We start from the raw sequence: 17,807 nt of genomic DNA, 5'->3' as shown, positions 1-17,807 counted from the left end.
ATTGAAGCCGATATAGAGGCTGGCCTCCAAATCCCGGATCCGCTCGGGCGTCCATTCGTCAACGAGCAGCCCGGCCATCCGGGTCGCCGCGGTGCTGCGCCCTTCGATCGCCGTGATCGCGGCATGGATCAGCACGCCGAAGGTCTGGCCCATATGGGTGTTGATCCCCCATTCCAGCCATTTCCCCAGCGGACCGTAATCGGCATAGCCCATGTCCAGCAGCGGCTGCCCGCTATATTGGTCCAGGTGCACCACACGCTGCTGAGTGAGGTCGTCGGGATAGACCGAACCGCTGAACATGTCTTCGGGCTTCTGCGGCAGGTTGACGGCATAGCCGCGATGCAGACCCAGCCGGTCGAAGGACGCGACCGCATCGTCCAGCGTGATCGGGGTGCCGCCGGGCACCGGGCTTTCAGGGATCTGCGCCTGTTCCAGCGACCACGAGGTCTTGGCAATCTGATCCAGCTTCTGCTGCGACATTGGCACGTTCACCCGCACCCCGTCGGGATAGCCGAAGTTGTTGCCGTTGGCCCATTCGTTCACCTTGCTGCCCCAGACGCCCGACCAGGGCATGCCGGTGACGGCCAAGAAGACGATGAAGAAGCCCACGAGCAGCCCCGTCACCGCATGCAGGTCGCGCCAGAACACCCGGCGCTGCGGCTTGCCCCGAACGGAGACGATGCCGCCCTTTTGCCCGCGCGGCCACCACCGCCAGGTGCCGGTGCCGACCAGCAGGATCGACCAGCCCGCCGCGATCTCGATGACATAGCGCGTCCAGGTGCCGAAATACTTGAAGCTGTGCAGCGTGCGGATCGTCCACATGATCGTCGAACGATCCGGCATCGCGCCCAGCACCAAGCCGTTATAGGGGTTCACATAGACCGCCATCTTGCCGCGCTCCGTGCTGACGGTGATCTCGGTCGAGGCGCCGGGGTCGGCCGGATCGGTGTATTTGACCGCCGTGCCCGGAACCGCATCCAGGGCCGAGGCGACCTGCGCGGTCGGTGCCAGCCTTTGGCTGTCCTGCACCTGCACGCGCTTGAGGTCGGCGTGATACCAGTTGTCGATCTCGTTGCGGAAGACATACATCGCGCCGTTGATCGACAGCGTGATCATGAAGGGCAGCACCAGCAGGCCCGCGTAAAATGCCAACGCCAGACGGCGCGATAAAGGTCGCCCACACCCTGGCGAGCGGTATTGGGAATTGCAGACATGGAGTCCTCGCATGCGTTGGCCCGCCGAGGCAGGACCGATGTTGGCTGGGAACGGGCGCTCAATGGCCCGAATGATCAGAGGTATGGCCCTGGTCGGCGGCGGGTGTGGCATTCATGGCGCGCACCTCGAACGGCAGGGCGATTTCGCCCGCTTTCTCGAAGACCAGTGTCGTCTCGACGGTATCGCCCTCGGCAAAGGGGGTCGGCACCTGCATGAACATCAGGTGATAGCCGCCGGGCTTCAGCTCGACCGAGCCACCGGCCGGGACTGGCAGGCCATCGGGCAGTTCGCGCATCTTCATCACGTCGCCCTTCCTGGTCATCTCGTGGATCTGCAGCTCGCCCGCCCGCGTCGAGCGGGCCGCGACCAGCCGGTCCTCCTGGCTGCCCTTGTTGGCGATGGTGACATAACCGCCGGCCACCGGGGCATTGGGCGGCATGGCGCGGACATAGCCGTCCGAAAGCAGCAGATCTCCATGCGCTACGGGATCGGCCGAGGCCGAGGCGGCAAGGAGGCCAAGGAAAAGCGCGCCCAGCATCGGGGCGGCCAGAATTCTGGATTTCATGGTTCTATCTCGTGTCTGAACTGCATTCACCGCCCCGATGGACGATGGCGAGGTTCAGACTGCGGGCGGTCCCCGAGCCGAGGGGGCAAGCACCTGCGCGCAGGGCGCGATCTCGATAAGGATGTATGATCCGGGTTACTACACCACCTATCGGCTGTCCTCTCCTCTGCGGATCGCCGGCCGGCAAGGATGCGAGATCCGGGTAAGGCGGGCAGACGGCGAGGCGGCACGCCGTCGCCATGCCGACGAACTGGCGCTGCTGGATGCGCTTGTCGCGATGGGACAGAAGATTACGTCGAATGTCGGGGCTGCCTTCGCCGACGAATGGATGCTTTCATGTCGTGCGGCGCGCTGAGACCGCTGCGCGGGGATTTAACGGCTCTTCGTGTTGCGTTGTCAGGCCTATGGGTCCGGAAAAAGCAGGATCGCATGTAATAACATCACTGCCGCTCTTGACATGTAATAGCATTACATTGTCTTCCTGAACGCCGGACAGCTATCGACGCGGATGCAGGTGCGGATATGGACAGAACGGCAATGCTGGAGGTCGCGGGGCTGCGGATCTCCTTCGGCCCGCGCGAGATCGTCGGTCCGCTCAACTTCACCGTCGCGCGCGGCGAGCGGATCTGCCTGCTGGGAGCATCAGGCTCCGGCAAATCGATGACGGCGGCGGCGATCCTTGGGCTGATTTCGCCGCGCGCGCAATGCAGCGGCAGCGTGCGCGTGAACGGCCATGAGGTGCTGAACATCCGCGTGCCGCAGCGTCCCGCCGATGCGCGAGTGGCGATGGTGTTCCAGGATACGCAATCGGCGCTGAACCCACTGGTCTCCATCGGATCGCAGCTTGAGGAACCGCTGCGGCGGCATGGCGGGCTGGATGCTGGGGCGGCGCGGGAGGAGGTCCGTGCCCTGCTGGCCTCCATCGGCCTGCCCGGCACCGACGCCTTCCTGCGGACCAGCCCGGCCGAGATTTCGGGCGGCCAGCGGCAGCGGGTTTGCATCGCGCTGGCGCTGGCCTGCCGCACCGGGCTGATTGTCGCGGATGAGCCGACGACGGCGCTGGACGTGGTGACGCAGGCGCAGGTGCTGGAGGTGCTGAAGCAAAAGACCAGCGCGCCCGGCAGCCCCGGCTTGTTGCTGGTCACGCATGATCTGTCGGCGGCGATGCGGGTCTGCGACCGGGCGCTGATCCTGGCCGAGGGGCGGATCGTCGAGGATGGTCCCATCGACCAGATCCTGAATCGCCCGCGTCATTCCTTCACCTGCGAACTGGTCGATTGCGCCTGCGAGGGGCTGCATATCGTCCGCGAGGTTGCTTGATGAACGCCCTTCTCATGAACGAGGATGGCTCTTTCCTGTCGGTGAGCGGGCTTGAGCGCAGCTTTCCGGTCCCGGCGGGCCTGTGGCGCAAGCCCGAACGCCGCATGGTGCTGCGCGGGGTCGATTTCGCGCTGTGGCCGGGTGAGCGGGTGGCGCTGGTGGGCGCCTCGGGTTCAGGCAAGACGACGCTGCTGCGCTCGTTGCTCGCCATCGACGCGCCCGATTGCGGGCATATCCTGTGCCAGTGCAAGCCGGTCCGACCGGCGGGCATGGCGAAACTGCGCTGGTATCGGCAATCGGTGCAATACATCCCGCAGGATCCGGCGGCCTCGCTGGACCCGCGTATGACGGTGCGCCAGCAGATCGCCGAGCCGCTGCGCCGCCTTGGTGTGGATTGCGACCACGATGTCCGCATCCGTGAATCGCTGGAACGGGTCGGGCTCGGGCCGGAGCTCCTACTGCGCCGCCGCAATGAACTCTCCGGCGGCCAGGCACAGCGGGTGGCCATCGCCCGCGCCATCGCCACGCGCCCCGCTTTCCTGCTGGCCGACGAGCCGATGAGCGGCCTCGACCTGCCGATCCGCCGACAGGTTGCCGCGGTGCTGCGGGATCTGTCGGAGAACCAGGGCACCGGGCTGCTGATTGTGTCGCATGACATCGTGGATGTGTCGCGGCTCTGCACCCGCACGGTGGTGATGTATGACGGCGCCATCGTCGAGGATCGCCCCAGTGCCGAGTTGCTGGCCGATCCGCACCACCCCGCCGCCCGCGAACTGGTCGCGGCGGCATTGCCCGATACCGCAAGGCTGCCCGCGCCGCAGGCGTAGGCCCCCCGCCTGAAAACCAACCGCTGTCCGGCGGCGCCTGCGTCCGCCATGAATGGAGTGCAACCGATGCTCGCAACCCGAAAACCCCTCGTCCTGTCGCTGCTGGGCGTGCTGATGCTGTCCGCCGGCCCTGGCTTTGCACAGGACGCCGCCCCGCATGACGACAACGCCCGCATCCGGCTGGCGATGTTGCAGCCGCCGCGTTCGGGGCTGACGCCGCTGTCGGACGATGCCTTCAAGCTGTCGCGCTGGAGCGCGGCGGAAACCCTGATCCGGCTGGACCCGGACGGGCTGCCGCAGCCCTTCCTTGCCACCGCATGGGCGCAGGTGGACGACCACACCTGGCGTTTCGTCATCCGCAAGGACGTCAAGTTCCATGATGGCACCGATCTGACGCCGGAACGGGTCGTCGCCTCGCTGGTTGCCGCCACGCAGGCCGCGCCGAAGCCGCGCATCCTCGACGGGGTGGAACTGGAAATCACCGCCGATGGCGACGACGCCGTGCTGGTGCGGTCGCGCGATGTCGATCCGCTGATCCCGAACCGGCTGTCCAGTCCGCAACTGGCGATCCTGGCCGAGCGTGCCTATGGGGCGGACGGTCGCGTGAACCCGATCGAGGCGGGCACCGGGCCCTTTGTGCTGAAGGAGATCAACGGCACCACCAGCGCGAAGCTGGACCGTTTCGACGGCTACTGGGGCGAACGCGCGCAGGTCGCCGGGATCGACGCCGATTACGTCCCCGACGGTACGGCCCGCGCGGCGGCGCTGCGCACCGGCACCGCCCATGTCGTCGAGGCGATCCCGGTCTCGCAGGCGGCGCTGCTGGACCAGAACCTCATCCACGAGGTGCCGATGCCGCGCACCAACACACTGTATCTGAACACGAAAAACGGCGCCTTCGCCAACCCGGAAATGCGCCGGATCGCCGCCGCCGCCATCGACCGCGAGACCATCGTGCGCATGGTCTATGAGGGCCGCGCCGACGTGGCGCGCGGGCTGCTTGGCCCGGCGCTGCCTTGGGCGGACGGGCTGCGGGCGGCGGTGGGCGCCCCCGAACCGGGTGACGCGAGCGGGGCCAAGATCGTGCTGGCGACCTTCACCGACCGGGCCGAACTGCCCGAAGTCGCGGTCTTCCTGGAACAGCAACTGACGCAGGCCGGGTTCGACGTCACTATGGAAGTGCGCCAATACGCGCATATCGAGGCCGACGCGCTGGCGGGGCGGTTCGACGCCTTCATCCTGTCGCGGGCGACCGTCCTCGATTCCGGTGATCCGGTGGCCTATATGTTCAGCGATTTCGCCTGCGAAGGCTCGTTCAACATCTCGCAGCTTTGCGATCAGGACGTGGATGCCGCACTGCGCCGCGCTGCCGAGGCCGCCGCGGGCGAAGAGCGCCAGCGAGCCATCATTGAGGCCGAGGCTGCGATCCTCGCCACCCATGCTGCCGTGCCGATGCTGCATGAACGGGTGATCCAGGGCGAGGCCGCTGACGTCGTCGAGGCCGTCCGCGACCCCCGTGAACGGGAACTGGTCAATACCCGCACCCATATCCGGGCCGAATGATGGCCGGGGTGGTCGCTCCGGTGCGGCACGGCGTGGGCTGGCGGATTGCGCCTTTCGTGCCGGCCCTGTCGCGGGCAGTCACGCTGTTGGCGGTGCTGGTGCTGGTCGGGCTACTGCCCTGGCTGACGGATCGCGACCCGGCGCTGTCGATCCTGCGCGCCCGCTCCGGCGATCAGGAAGCCACGCCCGAGGCGCTGGCCGCGATCCGCGCGCAACTGGGCCTCGATCAGGGGCCGGTCAGCTATCTGCTGCACTGGTTCGGCGGGCTGCTGCAGGGCGACGCGGGCACTTCGTGGATTTCCGGCGCGCCGATCCTGCCGGGGATGCTGAAGGCCACGGGCGTCTCGCTGACGCTGATGGGTTGCGCGATCCTTGTGGTCGTGCCCATCGTCGCGGCGTTCTGCGCGCCGGTGGTCCGTTCGGGCCTGAGGGGAGAGCCGCGACGATCCTCGGGCGCCATCGCCGCCGCCTTCACTGCGCTACCGGAATTCCTGCTGGCGACGCTGCTCTTGGTAGTCTTTGCAGTCTGGCTGGGCTGGTTCGCGCCCTATGGCTGGACGCGCTGGCAGGATGCCGTGCTGCCCGCCATCGCCATGGGCATTCCGGCGGGTGGGCTGCTGGGGCGGCTGTTCTCAGACGCGCTGGCCGTCACCTTCTCGGAACGCTGGGTCGCGACGTGGAGCGTGGCGGGCTTCTCGCAGCCCAAGATCGTGCGGGCGATCATTCGCCGGGCCATGCCGGGGCTGTTGCCGCAGGTCGGCATGGTGATGATCGGGCTGACAGGCGGTGCGGTCGCGGTAGAACAGGTGTTTTCCATCCCGGGCCTTGGCCGCGCGACCCTTGGCGCGGCCTCGGCGCAGGACTTGCCTGCGCTGCAAACCGGGATCCTGATCCTGCTGCTGATCGCCGTGACGCTTGGCAGCCTTGCGAACCTGTCCAGCGCGGCCCTGCTTGGCCCGGCGCTGCGGACGGGGGCCTTGCCGGTGGCGATGCCCGATACCGCGCCTTCGCGCCGCGCGCTGATCGTGCCGGTGCTGGCCTTCGCGCTGCTGGTTGCGCTGGTCCTTGCGGGCCTGCCGCGCGACCCCTTTACCTCGGCCCATCTGCGGCTCGAGGCGCCCAGCCTTGCCCTGCCGCTGGGCGCGGACGGGATGGGCCGCGACGTGCTGGCGCGGGTGGCGCATGGGGCGGTCTCGACCATCTCAATGGCGGTGATCACGACCTTTCTTGCGCTGTGCATCGGGCTGGTGGCGGGCACCGCGCCGCGGCTGATGGCCGGTCCCATCGAGATCACCAAGGCCACGCCCCCGGTGATCGCGGGGCTTGTCGTGGCGGCGCTGATGGGGCCAAGCTCGGGCGGGGCGATGATCGCGGTGCTGGCGGTAGGCTGGGCGCCGCTGGCCGCCCATGTCGCGGCGCTGGTCACGCAGGCGCGCGCGCAGCCGCATGTGCAGATGGCGCCGCTGCTGGGGGTCGGGCCTCTGCGGTTGGCGCTGCGCTATATCCTGCCCGCGGTCTTCGGCCCGGTGCTGCGCCATGCCACCCTGCGTCTGCCCGGCATCGCCCTGGCGCTGGCGGCGCTCGGCTTCCTGGGCCTTGGCGCGCGTCCGCCCACGCCGGAATGGGGCCTCGTTCTGGCCGAGGGGATGCCTTACCTTGAACGCGCACCCTGGGCGGTGTTCATCCCGGCGCTGGCGCTGGTTTTGCTGGCGGTTCTGGCCGTCTCGCTGGCCAATCTGGAACGCAGGCGGTGAAGCGGGCTCGACTGGTTGTTTGAATCACTCTATCAATCTAAAAAATCATAGATTGATAGAGTGAAACTCGCCATGGTGGACCGGCATCAGCTTGAAGAGACCGCCGCCATGTTCAAGGCGCTGGCCGATCCGGCCCGGCTGCGCACGCTTATCCTTCTGGCTGAACAGGAGCGCAATGTGGGCGAGTTGGCCGAGATCGAGGGCGTTCAGATCGGCACCGTCTCGGCCCGGCTGAAGCTGTTGCTGCAAGCGCGGCTGGTCGCCCGGCGGCGCGAGGGCAAGGCCGCGATCTATTCGATCGCCGATGCCCATGTGCTGCAGCTGGTCGAGAACGCCATCGCCCATATCTGCGAAGAACATTGAACGAAAAGGAAAAACCATGTCGAACTGCACCCATCCCCATCACGAAAACCACGACCACCAGCATGGCGCGGGTTGTGGCCATACCGCCGTCCGCCACGGCGATCATGTCGATTACCTGCATGACGGCCACCTGCACCATCCCCACGCCGACCATGTCGACGAGCATGTGATCGAGGTCAGCGCGGCGAACCCCGATACCTGCACCCCTGATCACCGATGCGCCAGCCATGAGCCGGACCACGTTCACGGGCCGGGCTGCAGGCATGAGGCCGTGCCCCATGGCGGTCACGTCGATTACCTGGTCGACGGCCACCTGCATCATCCGCACGGCGATCATTGCGACAACCACGGTCCCCTGGAAGTCGTCATTCGTTGACCGGGCGTGACGCCTGACGATACGCTCTCGGTTGCCATCGCAACCTGCGCGGCCTGGCCCGATCCCGGGCCGGGCCTTCTGCCGTTGATCGAGGCCCTGACCGCAAGGGGTTTCGACGTGACCTGCCTGCCCTGGCAGAGCGTCGATGAGCAGGCCTTCCTGACCGCGCGGGTCATCCTGCCGCTTTGTGCCTGGGACTATGCCGCCGCCCCGCGGGCGTTCCGCGACTGGATCGCCCGGATCGCGGCAGGGGGTGGCCGCTTTGCCAACGCGCTGGACCTGATGTTGTGGAACATGGACAAGTCCTACCTGCTGGACCTTGCCGCGCGCGGCGTTCCTGTGCCCCGGACCCATGTGATCGCCGATCCCTCTGCCGGGACGGTCGCGGCGCGGATGCGGGAAGAGGGCTGGGGCAGGGCGGTCCTGAAACCCGCCATCGGGCAGAGCGGGAACGGCGTCACGCTGCTTGAACTGGCCCGGATCGGGAACTGGCCGCAGATGCCGCCGGGCGCGCATGTCCTTCAGGAGTTTCAGGCCGATATCGGCGAGACGGGCGAGACCACGCTAACCTTTTTCGGCGGCGCATTCTCCCATGCCGTTCTGCGCCGTCCCGCTGCAGGAGAGTGGCGGGCGAACTCGCAATATGGCGTTGCGCTGGAACGGATCCGGCCCGACAAGGCCGTCATCGAGGTGGCCCGCCGCGCGCTTGCGGCGCTGCCCACGCCCCCGGCCTATGTGCGGGTGGATGGCATCGCCCGGCCAGGGCGTGAATTTCTGGTGACCGAGATCGAGCTGATCGAACCCGCGCTGTTCCTGCATCTCTGCCCCGGAAAGGCGGAAAGGATTGTGGATCTCCTCTGCTGCGCCGCCTGACGTCGCGGATCGCGCTGATCCTGGTCGCTACTTGCCGCCATTCTTGTCGTCTCTCGGCCTGACGTAGATCTCCAGCCGGTGGCCAACGATTTCGAAACCGTGTTCGCGGGCGATCCTGTCCTGCAACTGCTCGATCTCGTCGCAGCGGAATTCGATCACCTCGTCCGTCTCGACATTGATGAAATGGTCGTGGTGTTCCGAGCCGCTGGTTTCGTAGCGCGCGCGCCCGTCGGCGAAGCTGTGGCGTTCGATCAGCCCGCAGCTTTCGAGCGTGCTGACCGTGCGATAGACCGTGGCGATCGAGATCCCCGGCGCGATCTTGCTTACCCGCCGATGAAGTTCCTCGGCGTCGGGATGGTCGGCTGAATCGCTCAGAACCTGCAGGATCACCCGGCGCTGGCCGGTCAGGCGCATGCCCTTTTCCTTGCAGAGTTCGGCCAGCTTCTTTTCGAGATTCACGGTCATTCGCTCTATTTCGCCCTGTTGGTCCCCCGGCGGGTGAGCAGGCACGATAGCAGTTCGGCCTGCGGGGGTCATCACCCTATCCCGCCCGGCATCCGGGACCGTTCCGGCCGGCCTGGGTCGGGGTGTCCGCACCCTGCCGCCGCTGGGCCGGATGACGAAGCACGACGCGGCATAGGGCGACTGCCGCTGCGAATCCGTCGCTGGGGGTAAAGGTTAGCCCGGCGCCTGCCTTCAGCCCTTGGAGGCGCCGATTCCATCTCGGCCGCGATCAGGCCGTCAGGTCATCCATCCGCCTGCCCGCGTCGGGTGAGCAAATCGTCTCTATGGACCAGAACGGCGCATTTCGGCGCCCGTTCTTTCTGGCGAATGCCACAGCATTGTCGAAGGGGGCGTCCGCGCCGACGATCTGGAGCGTGCCGAGAAAGCGATAGTCGTCCAGCTTTTCGTGGTCGATCACCGCCACGGCGATCTTCGATCCGCTTTGCGTCGTCTTCGGCGTCTGGCCGCCGGTTTTTCGTCGAAGATCGGCGTGTCGTCATGGACCCACAGGCTGCGCTTGGGTCGATGGTCGGGATGCCGGTTTTCGTCACCGTCGCCTGGATCGGCGTCTGTTTCGCCAGCATGTCCTTCATCGCATCGGTCAGGGCCTTCATGCCCCTCGACCCTTCTGGCTTGGGTCAATGGTTCCCGGCCTGCATCCTGCGGGAGGTGCCGTCCTGGTCCGGCAATCCCGATGCCGACCGGGCGGATCAGTTGAGCAGGCGGCAATGCCCGCAGGCCGATTGCGCGATGCGGCGCAGATGCTCGACGGCATGATGGACCGAAAGCGCGGCGGCTTTCGCGCGGGCGACATGGCCGTCGATTTCCGCCCCGGTCGCGCCTTGCTTGCCGATATGCGCCGCCAGTTCGGCCAGGGCATATTTCAGATGCTGCGCACAGCTGATCCGCAACGCTATCGGGGCGGAGCGCCGGCTCGCGGTCCCGGTCAGCAGGTCGAAGGCGCGGGCAAGGGGTTCCGTCGCCTCGGCGTCCTTGCCCTCATGGACCAGAAGCGCCGCCAGGTTGTGGCACGAGACATTGACGATCACCGGCAGGGGAACGGTCAGCGCCTCGGGTCGTTGCAGCGCGAAAAGCCGCTCCGCCTCGGTCAGGGCCCGCATGTAGAGCGTCCTGGCCGCAGCATGTTCTCCGGCTGAAAACGCCTTGTTGGCGATGGCTGTCAGTTCGAGCCAGAGGTGGTCGCGGCCGGCCGGCGTCGCGGCGGCGGCGTTCATGGCATCGAGGTCTGTAAAGGCATTCATCGTCTTCTCCTTGGGAATGACCATGCCGGCGGCGCGACATCGCTCGGGCGGCGGGCGCCCTTCGGATCGGAAGGGGCGTCACCGTGTCTGTGCGCCGCGGCTTGCGCCCGGTCCGGCTTCCGACGCGGTGCGGCGGATGCGGCACAGCACGTCGATGCCCGCAAGCTCATAGCCCGGCGGGGCAGGGGGAAGCTCGGCGAGGTGGATCATCCCGGCCGGGATGTCGAGCAAGCGATCCTCTTCCTCGATGTAGAAATGATGGTGATCTTCGCCCTTCATCTCATACCAGACCGTGTTGCCATAGGCCGGCACGCGCCGCACCAACCCGGTTTCGCAAAAGCGTTTCAGGCTGCCATAGACCCTGCTCAGGGATCCCGGTGCGCCGCGGCTCTGCAATGCGTCGAAAAGATCTTCCGCCGAGACATGGCGCGGTGGCTGCCCGGACAGAATGTCCACGATGGCGAGCCGCTGGCGCGTCGCCTGCAGGCCCGCTTCGGCCAGGATGCTGCGGGCGCGGTGGGAACCGAATGGGCTGTCATCGCTGGCGGTCATTGGCGGCTCCGACTTTGTTGCGAGCAAGTCGCAACAATGGATGGCGAAAGCGCCGTCATTCGTCAAGCACAGATGTAAGTGAATTGCACTTGCAATATTGCTTCGAATCGATATTCCTTGCTGCGACTCGCTCGCAACTATGCTGCGGCTGGCCTTGCAGGCGGGCTTTCGACCATGGAAACAGGAAAGGAATTCCCATGTCTTCGACACTGGCGCGCCTGCTTGGTGCGGTGACGGCAACGGCGCTGATGGCGGGCGCCGCGACGGCCGAGGACAAGATGAAGGTGGTGACGACCTTCACCGTGATCGCCGACATGGCAAGACAGGTGGCGGGGGATGCCGCCGAGGTGGTGTCGATCACCAAGCCGGGGGCCGAGATCCACGGCTATGAGCCGACGCCGCAGGACATCATTGCCGCGCAGGATGCCGACCTGATCCTCTGGAACGGCATGAACCTGGAACTCTGGTTCGAGAAGTTCCTGGTCAACCTGGGCGATGTCCCCTCGGCCACGCTGACCGAGGGCATCGACCCGATCCCGATCGCCGCCGGCGCCTATGAAGGCAAACCCAATCCCCATGCCTGGATGGGTCTCGACAACGCGCTGATCTACATCGACAACATCACCGAGGCTTTCAGCGAACACGACCCGCAGAACGCGGCAAGCTATGTCAGGAACGCCAACGCCTACAAGAAGCAGCTTCGCGCCACGCTCGAGCCGCTGAAGGCCGAGATCGCCCGCATCCCCGAGGACCGGCGCTGGCTGGTGACCTGCGAAGGCGCCTTCAGCTATCTGGCCCGCGATTTCGGGATGCAGGAACTGTATCTCTGGCCGATGAACTCGGACCAGATGGGCACGCCGCAGCAGGTGCGTGCGGTGATCGACGGGGTGAAGGAGCATCAGATCCCCACCGTCTTCTGCGAAAGCACGGTGAATACCGCGCCCGCCGAACAGGTCGCGCGCGAAACGAGGGCGCATTACGGCGGCGTTCTTTACGTGGACAGCCTGTCCGAGTCGGACGGGCCGGTGCCGACCTACCTCGACCTGTTGAAGGTCACGTCCGAGACCGTGGCGAAAGGGCTCGCGGCCGGCGTGAGCTAAGGCCTGGCTTGCAAAAGGACTGCCCTGCCGCGGCGCCTTCCGCGCGGCGGGTTTCCCGTTCAAAGGGCGGCCGTCCCGTTCCGGCAGAAAGCGATGACCATGATGCGCGACGACAGAATGACCATGAGGGACAGCGATCCTGGGACGGACCCCGGCGGTGGCATCGTGGCGCGCGACGTGTCGGTAACCTACCGCAACGGCCTGACCGCGCTACGCAATGCCAGTTTCGCGATTCCCACGGGGACCGTCACCGCGCTGGTCGGCGTGAACGGTTCCGGGAAATCGACGCTTTTCAAGGCGATCATGGGTTTCGTGCCGGTGGCCAGGGGCGAGATCAGGCTGCTGGGCATGACGGTCCGCGAGGCGCTGCGTCGCAACCTGATCGCCTATGTGCCCCAGGCCGAGGAGGTGGACTGGTCCTTTCCGGTTCTGGTCGAGGACGTGGTGATGATGGGCCGCTACGGCCACATGGGTTTCCTGCGCCGCCCGTCGCAGACGGATCGCGACGCGGTGGATCGGGCTCTGGCCCGCGTCAGCATGCAGGACTACCGCCATCGCCAGATCGGAGAGCTGTCCGGCGGCCAGAAGAAGCGCGTCTTCCTGGCCCGCGCGCTGGCGCAGGACGGCCGCGTCATCCTGCTGGACGAGCCCTTCACCGGCGTCGACGTCAAGACCGAAGAGCAGATCGTGGCGCTGCTGCGCGAATTGAGGGACGAGGGGCGGGTGATGCTGGTCTCGACCCACAACCTGGGCTCGGTGCCGGAATTCTGCGACCGGGTGGTGCTGGTCAAGGGCACCGTGCTGGCCCATGGCCCGACCGAGACCACCTTCACCCGCGAAAACCTCGAGGCGGCCTTCGGCGGCGTGCTGCGCCATTTCACCCTGGGCGGGCAGGCGCTGCATGACGACGAGGACAGCCGCCACGTCACCATCCTGACCGACGACGAACGCCCGCTGGTGCAATATGGCGACCGCACCCACAGGCGCGAGGGCGTCCGATGAACCTGCTGCTTGAACCCTTCGGCTATCACTACATGACGAACGCCATGTGGGTCTCGGCGCTGGTCGGCGGGGTCTGCGCGTTCCTGTCGGCCTACCTCATGCTCAAGGGCTGGTCGCTGATCGGCGACGCGCTGTCCCATTCGGTCGTGCCGGGCGTGGCCGGCGCCTATATGCTGGGCCTGCCCTTCGCGCTTGGCGCCTTCATCTCGGGCGGGCTGGCGGCGGCGGTGATGCTGTTCCTGTCCGACCGCTCGGGGCTCAAGGTCGATGTGGTGATCGGCCTGATCTTCACCGCGTTCTTCGGGTTGGGGCTGTTCATGGTCTCGATCAACCCGATGGCGGTTTCCGTGCAGACCATCACCATGGGCAACATCCTGGCCATCACGCCCGAGGATACCTTGCAACTCGCCCTCATCGGCCTTGTTTCGCTGGCGGTGCTGGCGCTGAAATGGAAGGATCTGATGGTGGTCTTCTTCGACGAGGCCCATGCGCGTTCCATCGGATTGCGGCCGGGGCTGTTGAAGGGCGTGTTCTTCGTCCTGCTGTCGGCCTGCGTGGTGGCGGCGATGCAGACCGTGGGCGCGTTCCTGGTCATCGCCATGGTGGTGACGCCCGGCGCCACGGCCTATCTGCTCTGCGACCGCTTCCCGCGGCTGATCGCGCTTTCGGTCGCCATCGGCGCGGCCACCAGCTTCCTCGGCGCCTATCTCAGCTATTTCCTGGATGGCGCCACGGGCGGGATCATCGTCTTGCTGCAGACGCTGGTCTTTCTTGGCGCCTTCGTCTGGGCGCCCAAGCACGGGCTGCTGGCCGCCCGCGCCAAGGCCCGCGCGGCGCTTCTGGCAGAGGGAGGCGCGCAATGATCGACACGCTTCTGATGCCGTTCCAGTTCGGCTTCATGCAGAATGCCTTCCTGATCGCCGCCATCGTCTCGGTGCCGACGGCGCTGCTCTCGTGCTTCCTGGTGCTGAAGGGCTGGGCCCTGATGGGCGACGCCGTCAGCCATGCGGTGCTGCCCGGCGTGGTGCTGGCCTATATCTTCGGCTTTCCGCTGATCCTCGGGGCCTTCGGCGCCGGGATGGTGACGGCGCTGGCGACGGGCTATCTGTCGGCCAACAGCCGGGTCAAGCAGGACACGGTCATGGGCGTCGTCTTCTCGGGCATGTTCGGGCTGGGGATCGTCCTTTACACCTCGATCACCTCGGACGTGCATCTGGACCATATCCTGTTCGGCAACATGCTGGGGATCGTGCCGGCGGACCTGCGCACCGCGCTGTGGATCGCCGTGCCGGTTTCCGTCGTGCTGGCCCTGAAGTGGAAGGATCTGATGCTGCACGCTTTCGATCCGGTGCAGGCGCGGGCCTCTGGCCTGCCGGTCGGGCTGCTGCATTACGGGCTGCTGACCATCCTGTCGCTGGCCAGCGTCGCCACGATGACCGCCACGGGACTGATCCTGGCGGTGGGCCTCTTGATCGCGCCGGGGGCCATCGCCTTCCTGCTGGTGCGCAGCTTCGGACGGATGCTGATCGTGGCTGTCGCGGTCTGCATGGGGGCGATGCTGGCCGGGGTCCACGCCAGCTTCTTCCTGGACAGCGCACCGGCGCCGACCATCGTCCTGATCCTGACCGCGGCCTTCGTCGCGGCCCTCGTCCGGCGGACCTGGCAGATCAGGCGCGCCACGGCATCATTTGAGCTCACTTGAGTGTATATAGGGAAACGGCGGCGCACGAGGCACCGCCGTCACGGGGCTTTCGGTGCGAGGGGCGGGACCGCCCCGCCGCGTCAGAAGGTCGAGGTCAGCCCGATATAGAAGGCGCGCCCCGGTTCGTTGAAGGTGTTCGTTCCGTCGCTGGTATTGGTGCGCAGGATCCGCTTGTCGAAGAGGTTCGTCACCCCGGCCGACAGCCGCGCCGACTCGCTTACCGCCCAGTTAGCACCCAGGTTGACCAGCGTATAGCTGCCGCGGGTTTCGGGATCCTCGATCTCGTTGCCCATGCTGTTGCCGATCGTCGCCGGCTCGATCTTGCCGTAGTGGGTCGCACCCAGCGTCAGGGTCAGGTCAGGCGTGGCATACCAGTCGAGCGAGGCGTTGATCGTATAGTCCGGCACCAGGCTCAGCGGCTGGCCGTTCTCGTCCTCGGACTTGATCATCTTGGTGAAGTTCGTGTTGAAGGCGAAGCTTTCGCCCAGCGGGGTCGAGAAATTGCCCTCGATCCCCGAGATCACCGCGTTCTTCTGGTTTTCCCAGCGGAACAGACGGTTTGTCGTCGCATCCGGGTTGTGCTGGATCCGGCCCGAGGCGATGCGGTTGTCATAGTCGTTGTGGAACCAGGTCAGGCTGGCACTGATGTCGTTGTGACCGGCATAAGCGACGCCGATCTCCTTGTTCAGGCTGCGCTCGGCCTCCAGATCCGGGTTGCCCAGAACGTAGCAGGGACCGCTGAGGCGCACGCCGTCGACATAGGGGCAGCCATTGCCTCGGGTGACATAGACGTAGTTCGGGTTCAGCTGATACAGGTTCGGCGCCTTGAAGGCCCGCGCCACGCCCAGCTTCATCGTCCATTCGTCGTTGAAGGCATAGGTCGCGTTCAGGCTGGGCGACCATGCGCTGCCGAAATTGTCGTTATAATCGAAGCGCAGGCCGGGGGTCAGGGTCAGCTTGTCGTTCCATTGGATGTTCGCCTCGGCGTAAAGGCCGATGGTCTGCTGGTCGGTCTTGGGGTCGCGGTTCTCGCCGTCGGGATCGACGCCGGTATCGGGCACCAGCGACGGGTCGAGCCCGCCGCGGATCGACACGCCGTCCTCCATGAACTCGCCGCGATATTCGGCGCCGAAGGTCACGCGGCTGTCCCGGCCGGCAAGCTTCATCGGCAGGATCCATTCGCTCTTGGCGGTGATGTTGTCCAGCGTGATGGTGCTGAACGCCATCGCGTCGTTTTCCCCGTCGCCATCGGTATCGACGCAATTGGTGATCGCGCCTTCGCCTCCGCCGGCCGTGCCTTCGCAAAGCCGGGCATTGCGGGTGTTTTCCCATTGCAGATAGCTGAACGACTCGCCGAAATCGTACTCGCCGCGATGGGTCAGGGACAGGGCGCGGCGATACATGCGGTTGGTCTCGGTGCCGATCAGGTTGACGCCGTCCTGATCCTCTTTCACGCTGCCGAACATCGTGTCGCCGGCATAGATGTTGCCCTGGCGCGAGAAATTCGCCTCGAAGTCGATGACATGACCGGGCGCGACCTGCCAGCTCAGCAAGCCGCCCATATCCTTGTTCACCACGCCTTCGCGGCCCGCGAGGTTGAGATATTCCGGGTTGCCGTCGTCGTCCAGAACCGGACTTCCATCATCATCCAGCAAAGGAACGCGGTTGATGTCGGGGGCGTCGCCGTCGGTCTTGTTGTAGTTGCCGAACAGACGGAAGGTCAGGTTTTCACCCACGGGCCCAGCCAGCATGAAATTGTTGCGCACTGTGTCGCCTTCCTTGCGGCTTTCGGGCGAATTGTAATGCATCCCGACCTGGCCCGAGAAGGTCTCGGGGCGCTTGGTGATGATATTGACCACCCCGCCCGACGAGCCCGAGCCATAGCGCGCCGCCGCCGGACCGCGCAGCACCTCGATGCGCTCGATCATTTCGGCGGGCACCCAGTTCGAATCGCCGCGCGAATCCCGTTCGCCATTGCGGCTCATGCGGACCGAGTTGCGCGACATGACCGGCTTGCCGTCGATCAGGATCAGGGTGTTTTCCGGCCCCATGCCGCGAATGTCGATCTGGCGCTGGTTGCCGCGCTGGCCGCTGGCGGTGGCGCCGGTCAGGTTCACGCCGGGCATCTTGCGCACGACTTCGGAAATATCGTTGACCGGAGGGGCTTTCTCGATGTCCTCGGCTGTCACGGTCGAGGTGCCGAGCGCCTGCTTGGCCTGTTCCTCGGCGGTGATCACGATCGTTTCAAGGACGACCGTGTCTTCGGTGGTGGCCTCCTGTGCCAGGACGGAACCGGCGAAGACCGGCAGTGACATCAGCAGACAGAGTGCGGTGCCCGTGGTCGGGCGCGGGAAAAGCGTCGCCATCGCATGCTCCTGTTGGAAAGGGTCAGGGATGGCTGGCGTCTCGCGCGCTTGCCGGCTTCAACCATTTGTGAATTAAGTCTTCAACGCAAAGAATGCCGAGGCTGCGGCAATCGCGCCGCATCTGTGGCTGTTCTGCCACGGCCGAGCCTGCAAGAGCAGAGCTTTCGAAGTCTGGCCTCTGATTTTCGCAGCGTGGTGTCCGGCAGGAAATCGGTTTACAGGATTGGCGGCGAGGCAGGCAGCCTTGGACCGTTCGACCAAGGACAAGCCCTCCACCAGACGCAGCCCGGGCGTGCGGGCACTGCGGGTATTCTGGAAGCCTCGCCGTAACTGCGCGAATTGCGGCTTGAGGGCGATGAGGTCGCGTGGCGGAAATATGCAGGCGGCCACGACTATCTGGTCTGGCGTGGGGTGCCGGCGGATGGGCTGATCGCCCTCTTCGGCGCGGAGGGGGAGGTGGAGT

The 17,807-nt window shown here is 66.1% G+C and carries 19 protein-coding genes; 12 read left to right on the top strand and 7 right to left on the bottom strand.

The window, feature by feature from the left end; genetic code table 11:
- Positions 1-1,152: PepSY-associated TM helix domain-containing protein (locus IT40_RS16935; protein WP_244274031.1), on the bottom strand; the 1,152-nt coding region annotated here is incomplete at its 3' end.
- A 121-nt stretch (positions 1,153-1,273) separates the two neighbouring features.
- Positions 1,274-1,780, bottom strand: coding sequence for a copper chaperone PCu(A)C (locus IT40_RS16930; RefSeq protein ID WP_036757679.1), 507 nt, complete (start codon positions 1,778-1,780; stop codon positions 1,274-1,276).
- Between the two features lie 37 nt (positions 1,781-1,817).
- On the opposite strand from IT40_RS16930, the gene IT40_RS16925 reads away from it, so the two are divergent.
- The 8 genes from IT40_RS16925 to IT40_RS16890 all read left to right on the top strand — a co-directional run bounded on the left by IT40_RS16925 (position 1,818) and on the right by IT40_RS16890 (position 8,856).
- Complete coding sequence (locus IT40_RS16925) at positions 1,818-2,135, top strand: DUF1007 family protein (RefSeq protein WP_072463134.1); 318 nt, start codon at positions 1,818-1,820, stop codon at positions 2,133-2,135.
- Positions 2,136-2,302: 167 nt separating this feature from the next.
- A complete protein-coding gene (locus IT40_RS16920; RefSeq protein ID WP_036757674.1) occupies positions 2,303-3,100 on the top strand; it encodes an ATP-binding cassette domain-containing protein in 798 nt (265 codons plus the stop codon).
- Positions 3,100-3,927 (top strand): ABC transporter ATP-binding protein, encoded by an 828-nt coding sequence (locus tag IT40_RS16915; RefSeq protein WP_052096082.1) that lies wholly within the window; start codon positions 3,100-3,102, stop codon positions 3,925-3,927. The genes IT40_RS16920 and IT40_RS16915 overlap by 1 nt, the downstream gene beginning before the upstream one ends.
- Before the next feature lie 66 nt (positions 3,928-3,993).
- A complete protein-coding gene (locus IT40_RS16910) occupies positions 3,994-5,490 on the top strand; it encodes an ABC transporter substrate-binding protein (protein ID WP_036757672.1) in 1,497 nt (498 codons plus the stop codon).
- A gap of 8 nt (positions 5,491-5,498) precedes the next feature.
- Positions 5,499-7,244 carry an ABC transporter permease subunit gene (locus IT40_RS16905; protein ID WP_208021375.1) on the top strand — a complete coding sequence of 582 codons (1,746 nt, stop codon included), beginning with the start codon at positions 5,499-5,501 and terminating at the stop codon, positions 7,242-7,244.
- A 60-nt stretch (positions 7,245-7,304) separates the two neighbouring features.
- Positions 7,305-7,607, top strand: coding sequence for an ArsR/SmtB family transcription factor (locus IT40_RS29655; protein ID WP_208021374.1), 303 nt, complete (start codon positions 7,305-7,307; stop codon positions 7,605-7,607).
- A 16-nt stretch (positions 7,608-7,623) separates the two neighbouring features.
- Positions 7,624-7,983 carry a hypothetical protein gene (locus IT40_RS29650; RefSeq protein WP_036757668.1) on the top strand — a complete coding sequence of 120 codons (360 nt, stop codon included), beginning with the start codon at positions 7,624-7,626 and terminating at the stop codon, positions 7,981-7,983.
- Positions 7,984-7,989: 6 nt separating this feature from the next.
- On the top strand, positions 7,990-8,856 hold the full coding sequence (locus tag IT40_RS16890; protein WP_036757666.1) for an ATP-grasp domain-containing protein: 867 nt from the start codon (positions 7,990-7,992) through the stop codon (positions 8,854-8,856).
- Between the two features lie 27 nt (positions 8,857-8,883).
- On the opposite strand, the gene IT40_RS16885 is transcribed toward IT40_RS16890, so the two are convergent.
- The 4 genes from IT40_RS16885 to IT40_RS16870 form a co-directional block, all read right to left on the bottom strand.
- On the bottom strand, positions 8,884-9,321 hold the full coding sequence (locus IT40_RS16885) for a Fur family transcriptional regulator (protein WP_181180826.1): 438 nt from the start codon (positions 9,319-9,321) through the stop codon (positions 8,884-8,886).
- 268 nt (positions 9,322-9,589) lie between these two features.
- On the bottom strand, positions 9,590-9,784 hold the full coding sequence (locus tag IT40_RS29645; protein ID WP_208021373.1) for a hypothetical protein: 195 nt from the start codon (positions 9,782-9,784) through the stop codon (positions 9,590-9,592).
- A 286-nt stretch (positions 9,785-10,070) separates the two neighbouring features.
- Positions 10,071-10,622 (bottom strand): hypothetical protein, encoded by a 552-nt coding sequence (locus IT40_RS16875; protein WP_147307310.1) that lies wholly within the window; start codon positions 10,620-10,622, stop codon positions 10,071-10,073.
- 78 nt (positions 10,623-10,700) lie between these two features.
- The gene (locus IT40_RS16870; protein WP_052096081.1) at positions 10,701-11,174 is read right to left on the bottom strand and encodes a Fur family transcriptional regulator; all 474 of its coding nucleotides are present in this window, start codon (positions 11,172-11,174) and stop codon (positions 10,701-10,703) included.
- A gap of 197 nt (positions 11,175-11,371) precedes the next feature.
- Here IT40_RS16870 and IT40_RS16865 point away from each other — a divergent pair, with 197 nt between their 5' ends.
- The 4 genes from IT40_RS16865 (at position 11,372) to IT40_RS16850 (ending at position 14,978) form a co-directional block, all read left to right on the top strand.
- Positions 11,372-12,274 carry a metal ABC transporter substrate-binding protein gene (locus tag IT40_RS16865; protein ID WP_036757662.1) on the top strand — a complete coding sequence of 301 codons (903 nt, stop codon included), beginning with the start codon at positions 11,372-11,374 and terminating at the stop codon, positions 12,272-12,274.
- 123 nt (positions 12,275-12,397) lie between these two features.
- Entirely contained in the window at positions 12,398-13,276 is an 879-nt protein-coding gene (locus IT40_RS16860; protein WP_036757693.1) for a manganese/iron ABC transporter ATP-binding protein, read from the top strand.
- A complete protein-coding gene (locus IT40_RS16855; RefSeq protein ID WP_036757661.1) occupies positions 13,273-14,139 on the top strand; it encodes a metal ABC transporter permease in 867 nt (288 codons plus the stop codon). Before IT40_RS16860 ends, IT40_RS16855 begins: the two co-directional genes overlap by 4 nt.
- Positions 14,136-14,978: a metal ABC transporter permease gene (locus IT40_RS16850; protein ID WP_036757660.1), complete on the top strand. Its 843-nt coding sequence runs from the start codon at positions 14,136-14,138 to the stop codon at positions 14,976-14,978. Before IT40_RS16855 ends, IT40_RS16850 begins: the two co-directional genes overlap by 4 nt.
- 80 nt (positions 14,979-15,058) lie before the next feature.
- Here IT40_RS16850 and IT40_RS16845 read toward each other — a convergent pair whose 3' ends face one another.
- On the bottom strand, positions 15,059-17,344 hold the full coding sequence (locus tag IT40_RS16845; protein ID WP_052096080.1) for a FepA family TonB-dependent siderophore receptor: 2,286 nt from the start codon (positions 17,342-17,344) through the stop codon (positions 15,059-15,061).
- Positions 17,345-17,807: the final 463 nt, after the last annotated feature.

Origin of the sequence: Paracoccus versutus (assembly GCF_000763885.1) — a bacterium.
In the GTDB taxonomy this organism is placed as follows: Bacteria; Pseudomonadota; Alphaproteobacteria; order Rhodobacterales; family Rhodobacteraceae; genus Paracoccus; species Paracoccus versutus.
The sequence above is the reverse complement of the archived record's forward strand: the minus strand, read 5'-3'. Positions and strand labels throughout refer to the sequence as shown.

Bases quoted from the DNA above. Each gene is read 5' to 3' on its own strand.
- IT40_RS16860 (WP_036757693.1), top strand. From the start codon at position 12,398: ATGAGGGACAGCGATCCTGGGACGGACCCCGGCGGTGGCATCGTGGCG.
- IT40_RS16850 (WP_036757660.1), top strand. From the start codon at position 14,136: ATGATCGACACGCTTCTGATGCCGTTCCAGTTCGGCTTCATGCAGAAT.
- IT40_RS16875 (WP_147307310.1), bottom strand. From the start codon at position 10,622: ATGAATGCCTTTACAGACCTCGATGCCATGAACGCCGCCGCCGCGACG.
- IT40_RS16865 (WP_036757662.1), top strand. From the start codon at position 11,372: ATGTCTTCGACACTGGCGCGCCTGCTTGGTGCGGTGACGGCAACGGCG.
- IT40_RS16910 (WP_036757672.1), top strand. From the start codon at position 3,994: ATGCTCGCAACCCGAAAACCCCTCGTCCTGTCGCTGCTGGGCGTGCTG.
- IT40_RS16925 (WP_072463134.1), top strand. From the start codon at position 1,818: ATGGACGATGGCGAGGTTCAGACTGCGGGCGGTCCCCGAGCCGAGGGG.
- IT40_RS16845 (WP_052096080.1), bottom strand. From the start codon at position 17,344: ATGGCGACGCTTTTCCCGCGCCCGACCACGGGCACCGCACTCTGTCTG.
- IT40_RS16920 (WP_036757674.1), top strand. From the start codon at position 2,303: ATGGACAGAACGGCAATGCTGGAGGTCGCGGGGCTGCGGATCTCCTTC.
- IT40_RS29650 (WP_036757668.1), top strand. From the start codon at position 7,624: ATGTCGAACTGCACCCATCCCCATCACGAAAACCACGACCACCAGCAT.
- IT40_RS16915 (WP_052096082.1), top strand. From the start codon at position 3,100: ATGAACGCCCTTCTCATGAACGAGGATGGCTCTTTCCTGTCGGTGAGC.
- IT40_RS16930 (WP_036757679.1), bottom strand. From the start codon at position 1,780: ATGAAATCCAGAATTCTGGCCGCCCCGATGCTGGGCGCGCTTTTCCTT.
- IT40_RS16885 (WP_181180826.1), bottom strand. From the start codon at position 9,321: ATGACCGTGAATCTCGAAAAGAAGCTGGCCGAACTCTGCAAGGAAAAG.
- IT40_RS16855 (WP_036757661.1), top strand. From the start codon at position 13,273: ATGAACCTGCTGCTTGAACCCTTCGGCTATCACTACATGACGAACGCC.
- IT40_RS16870 (WP_052096081.1), bottom strand. From the start codon at position 11,174: ATGACCGCCAGCGATGACAGCCCATTCGGTTCCCACCGCGCCCGCAGC.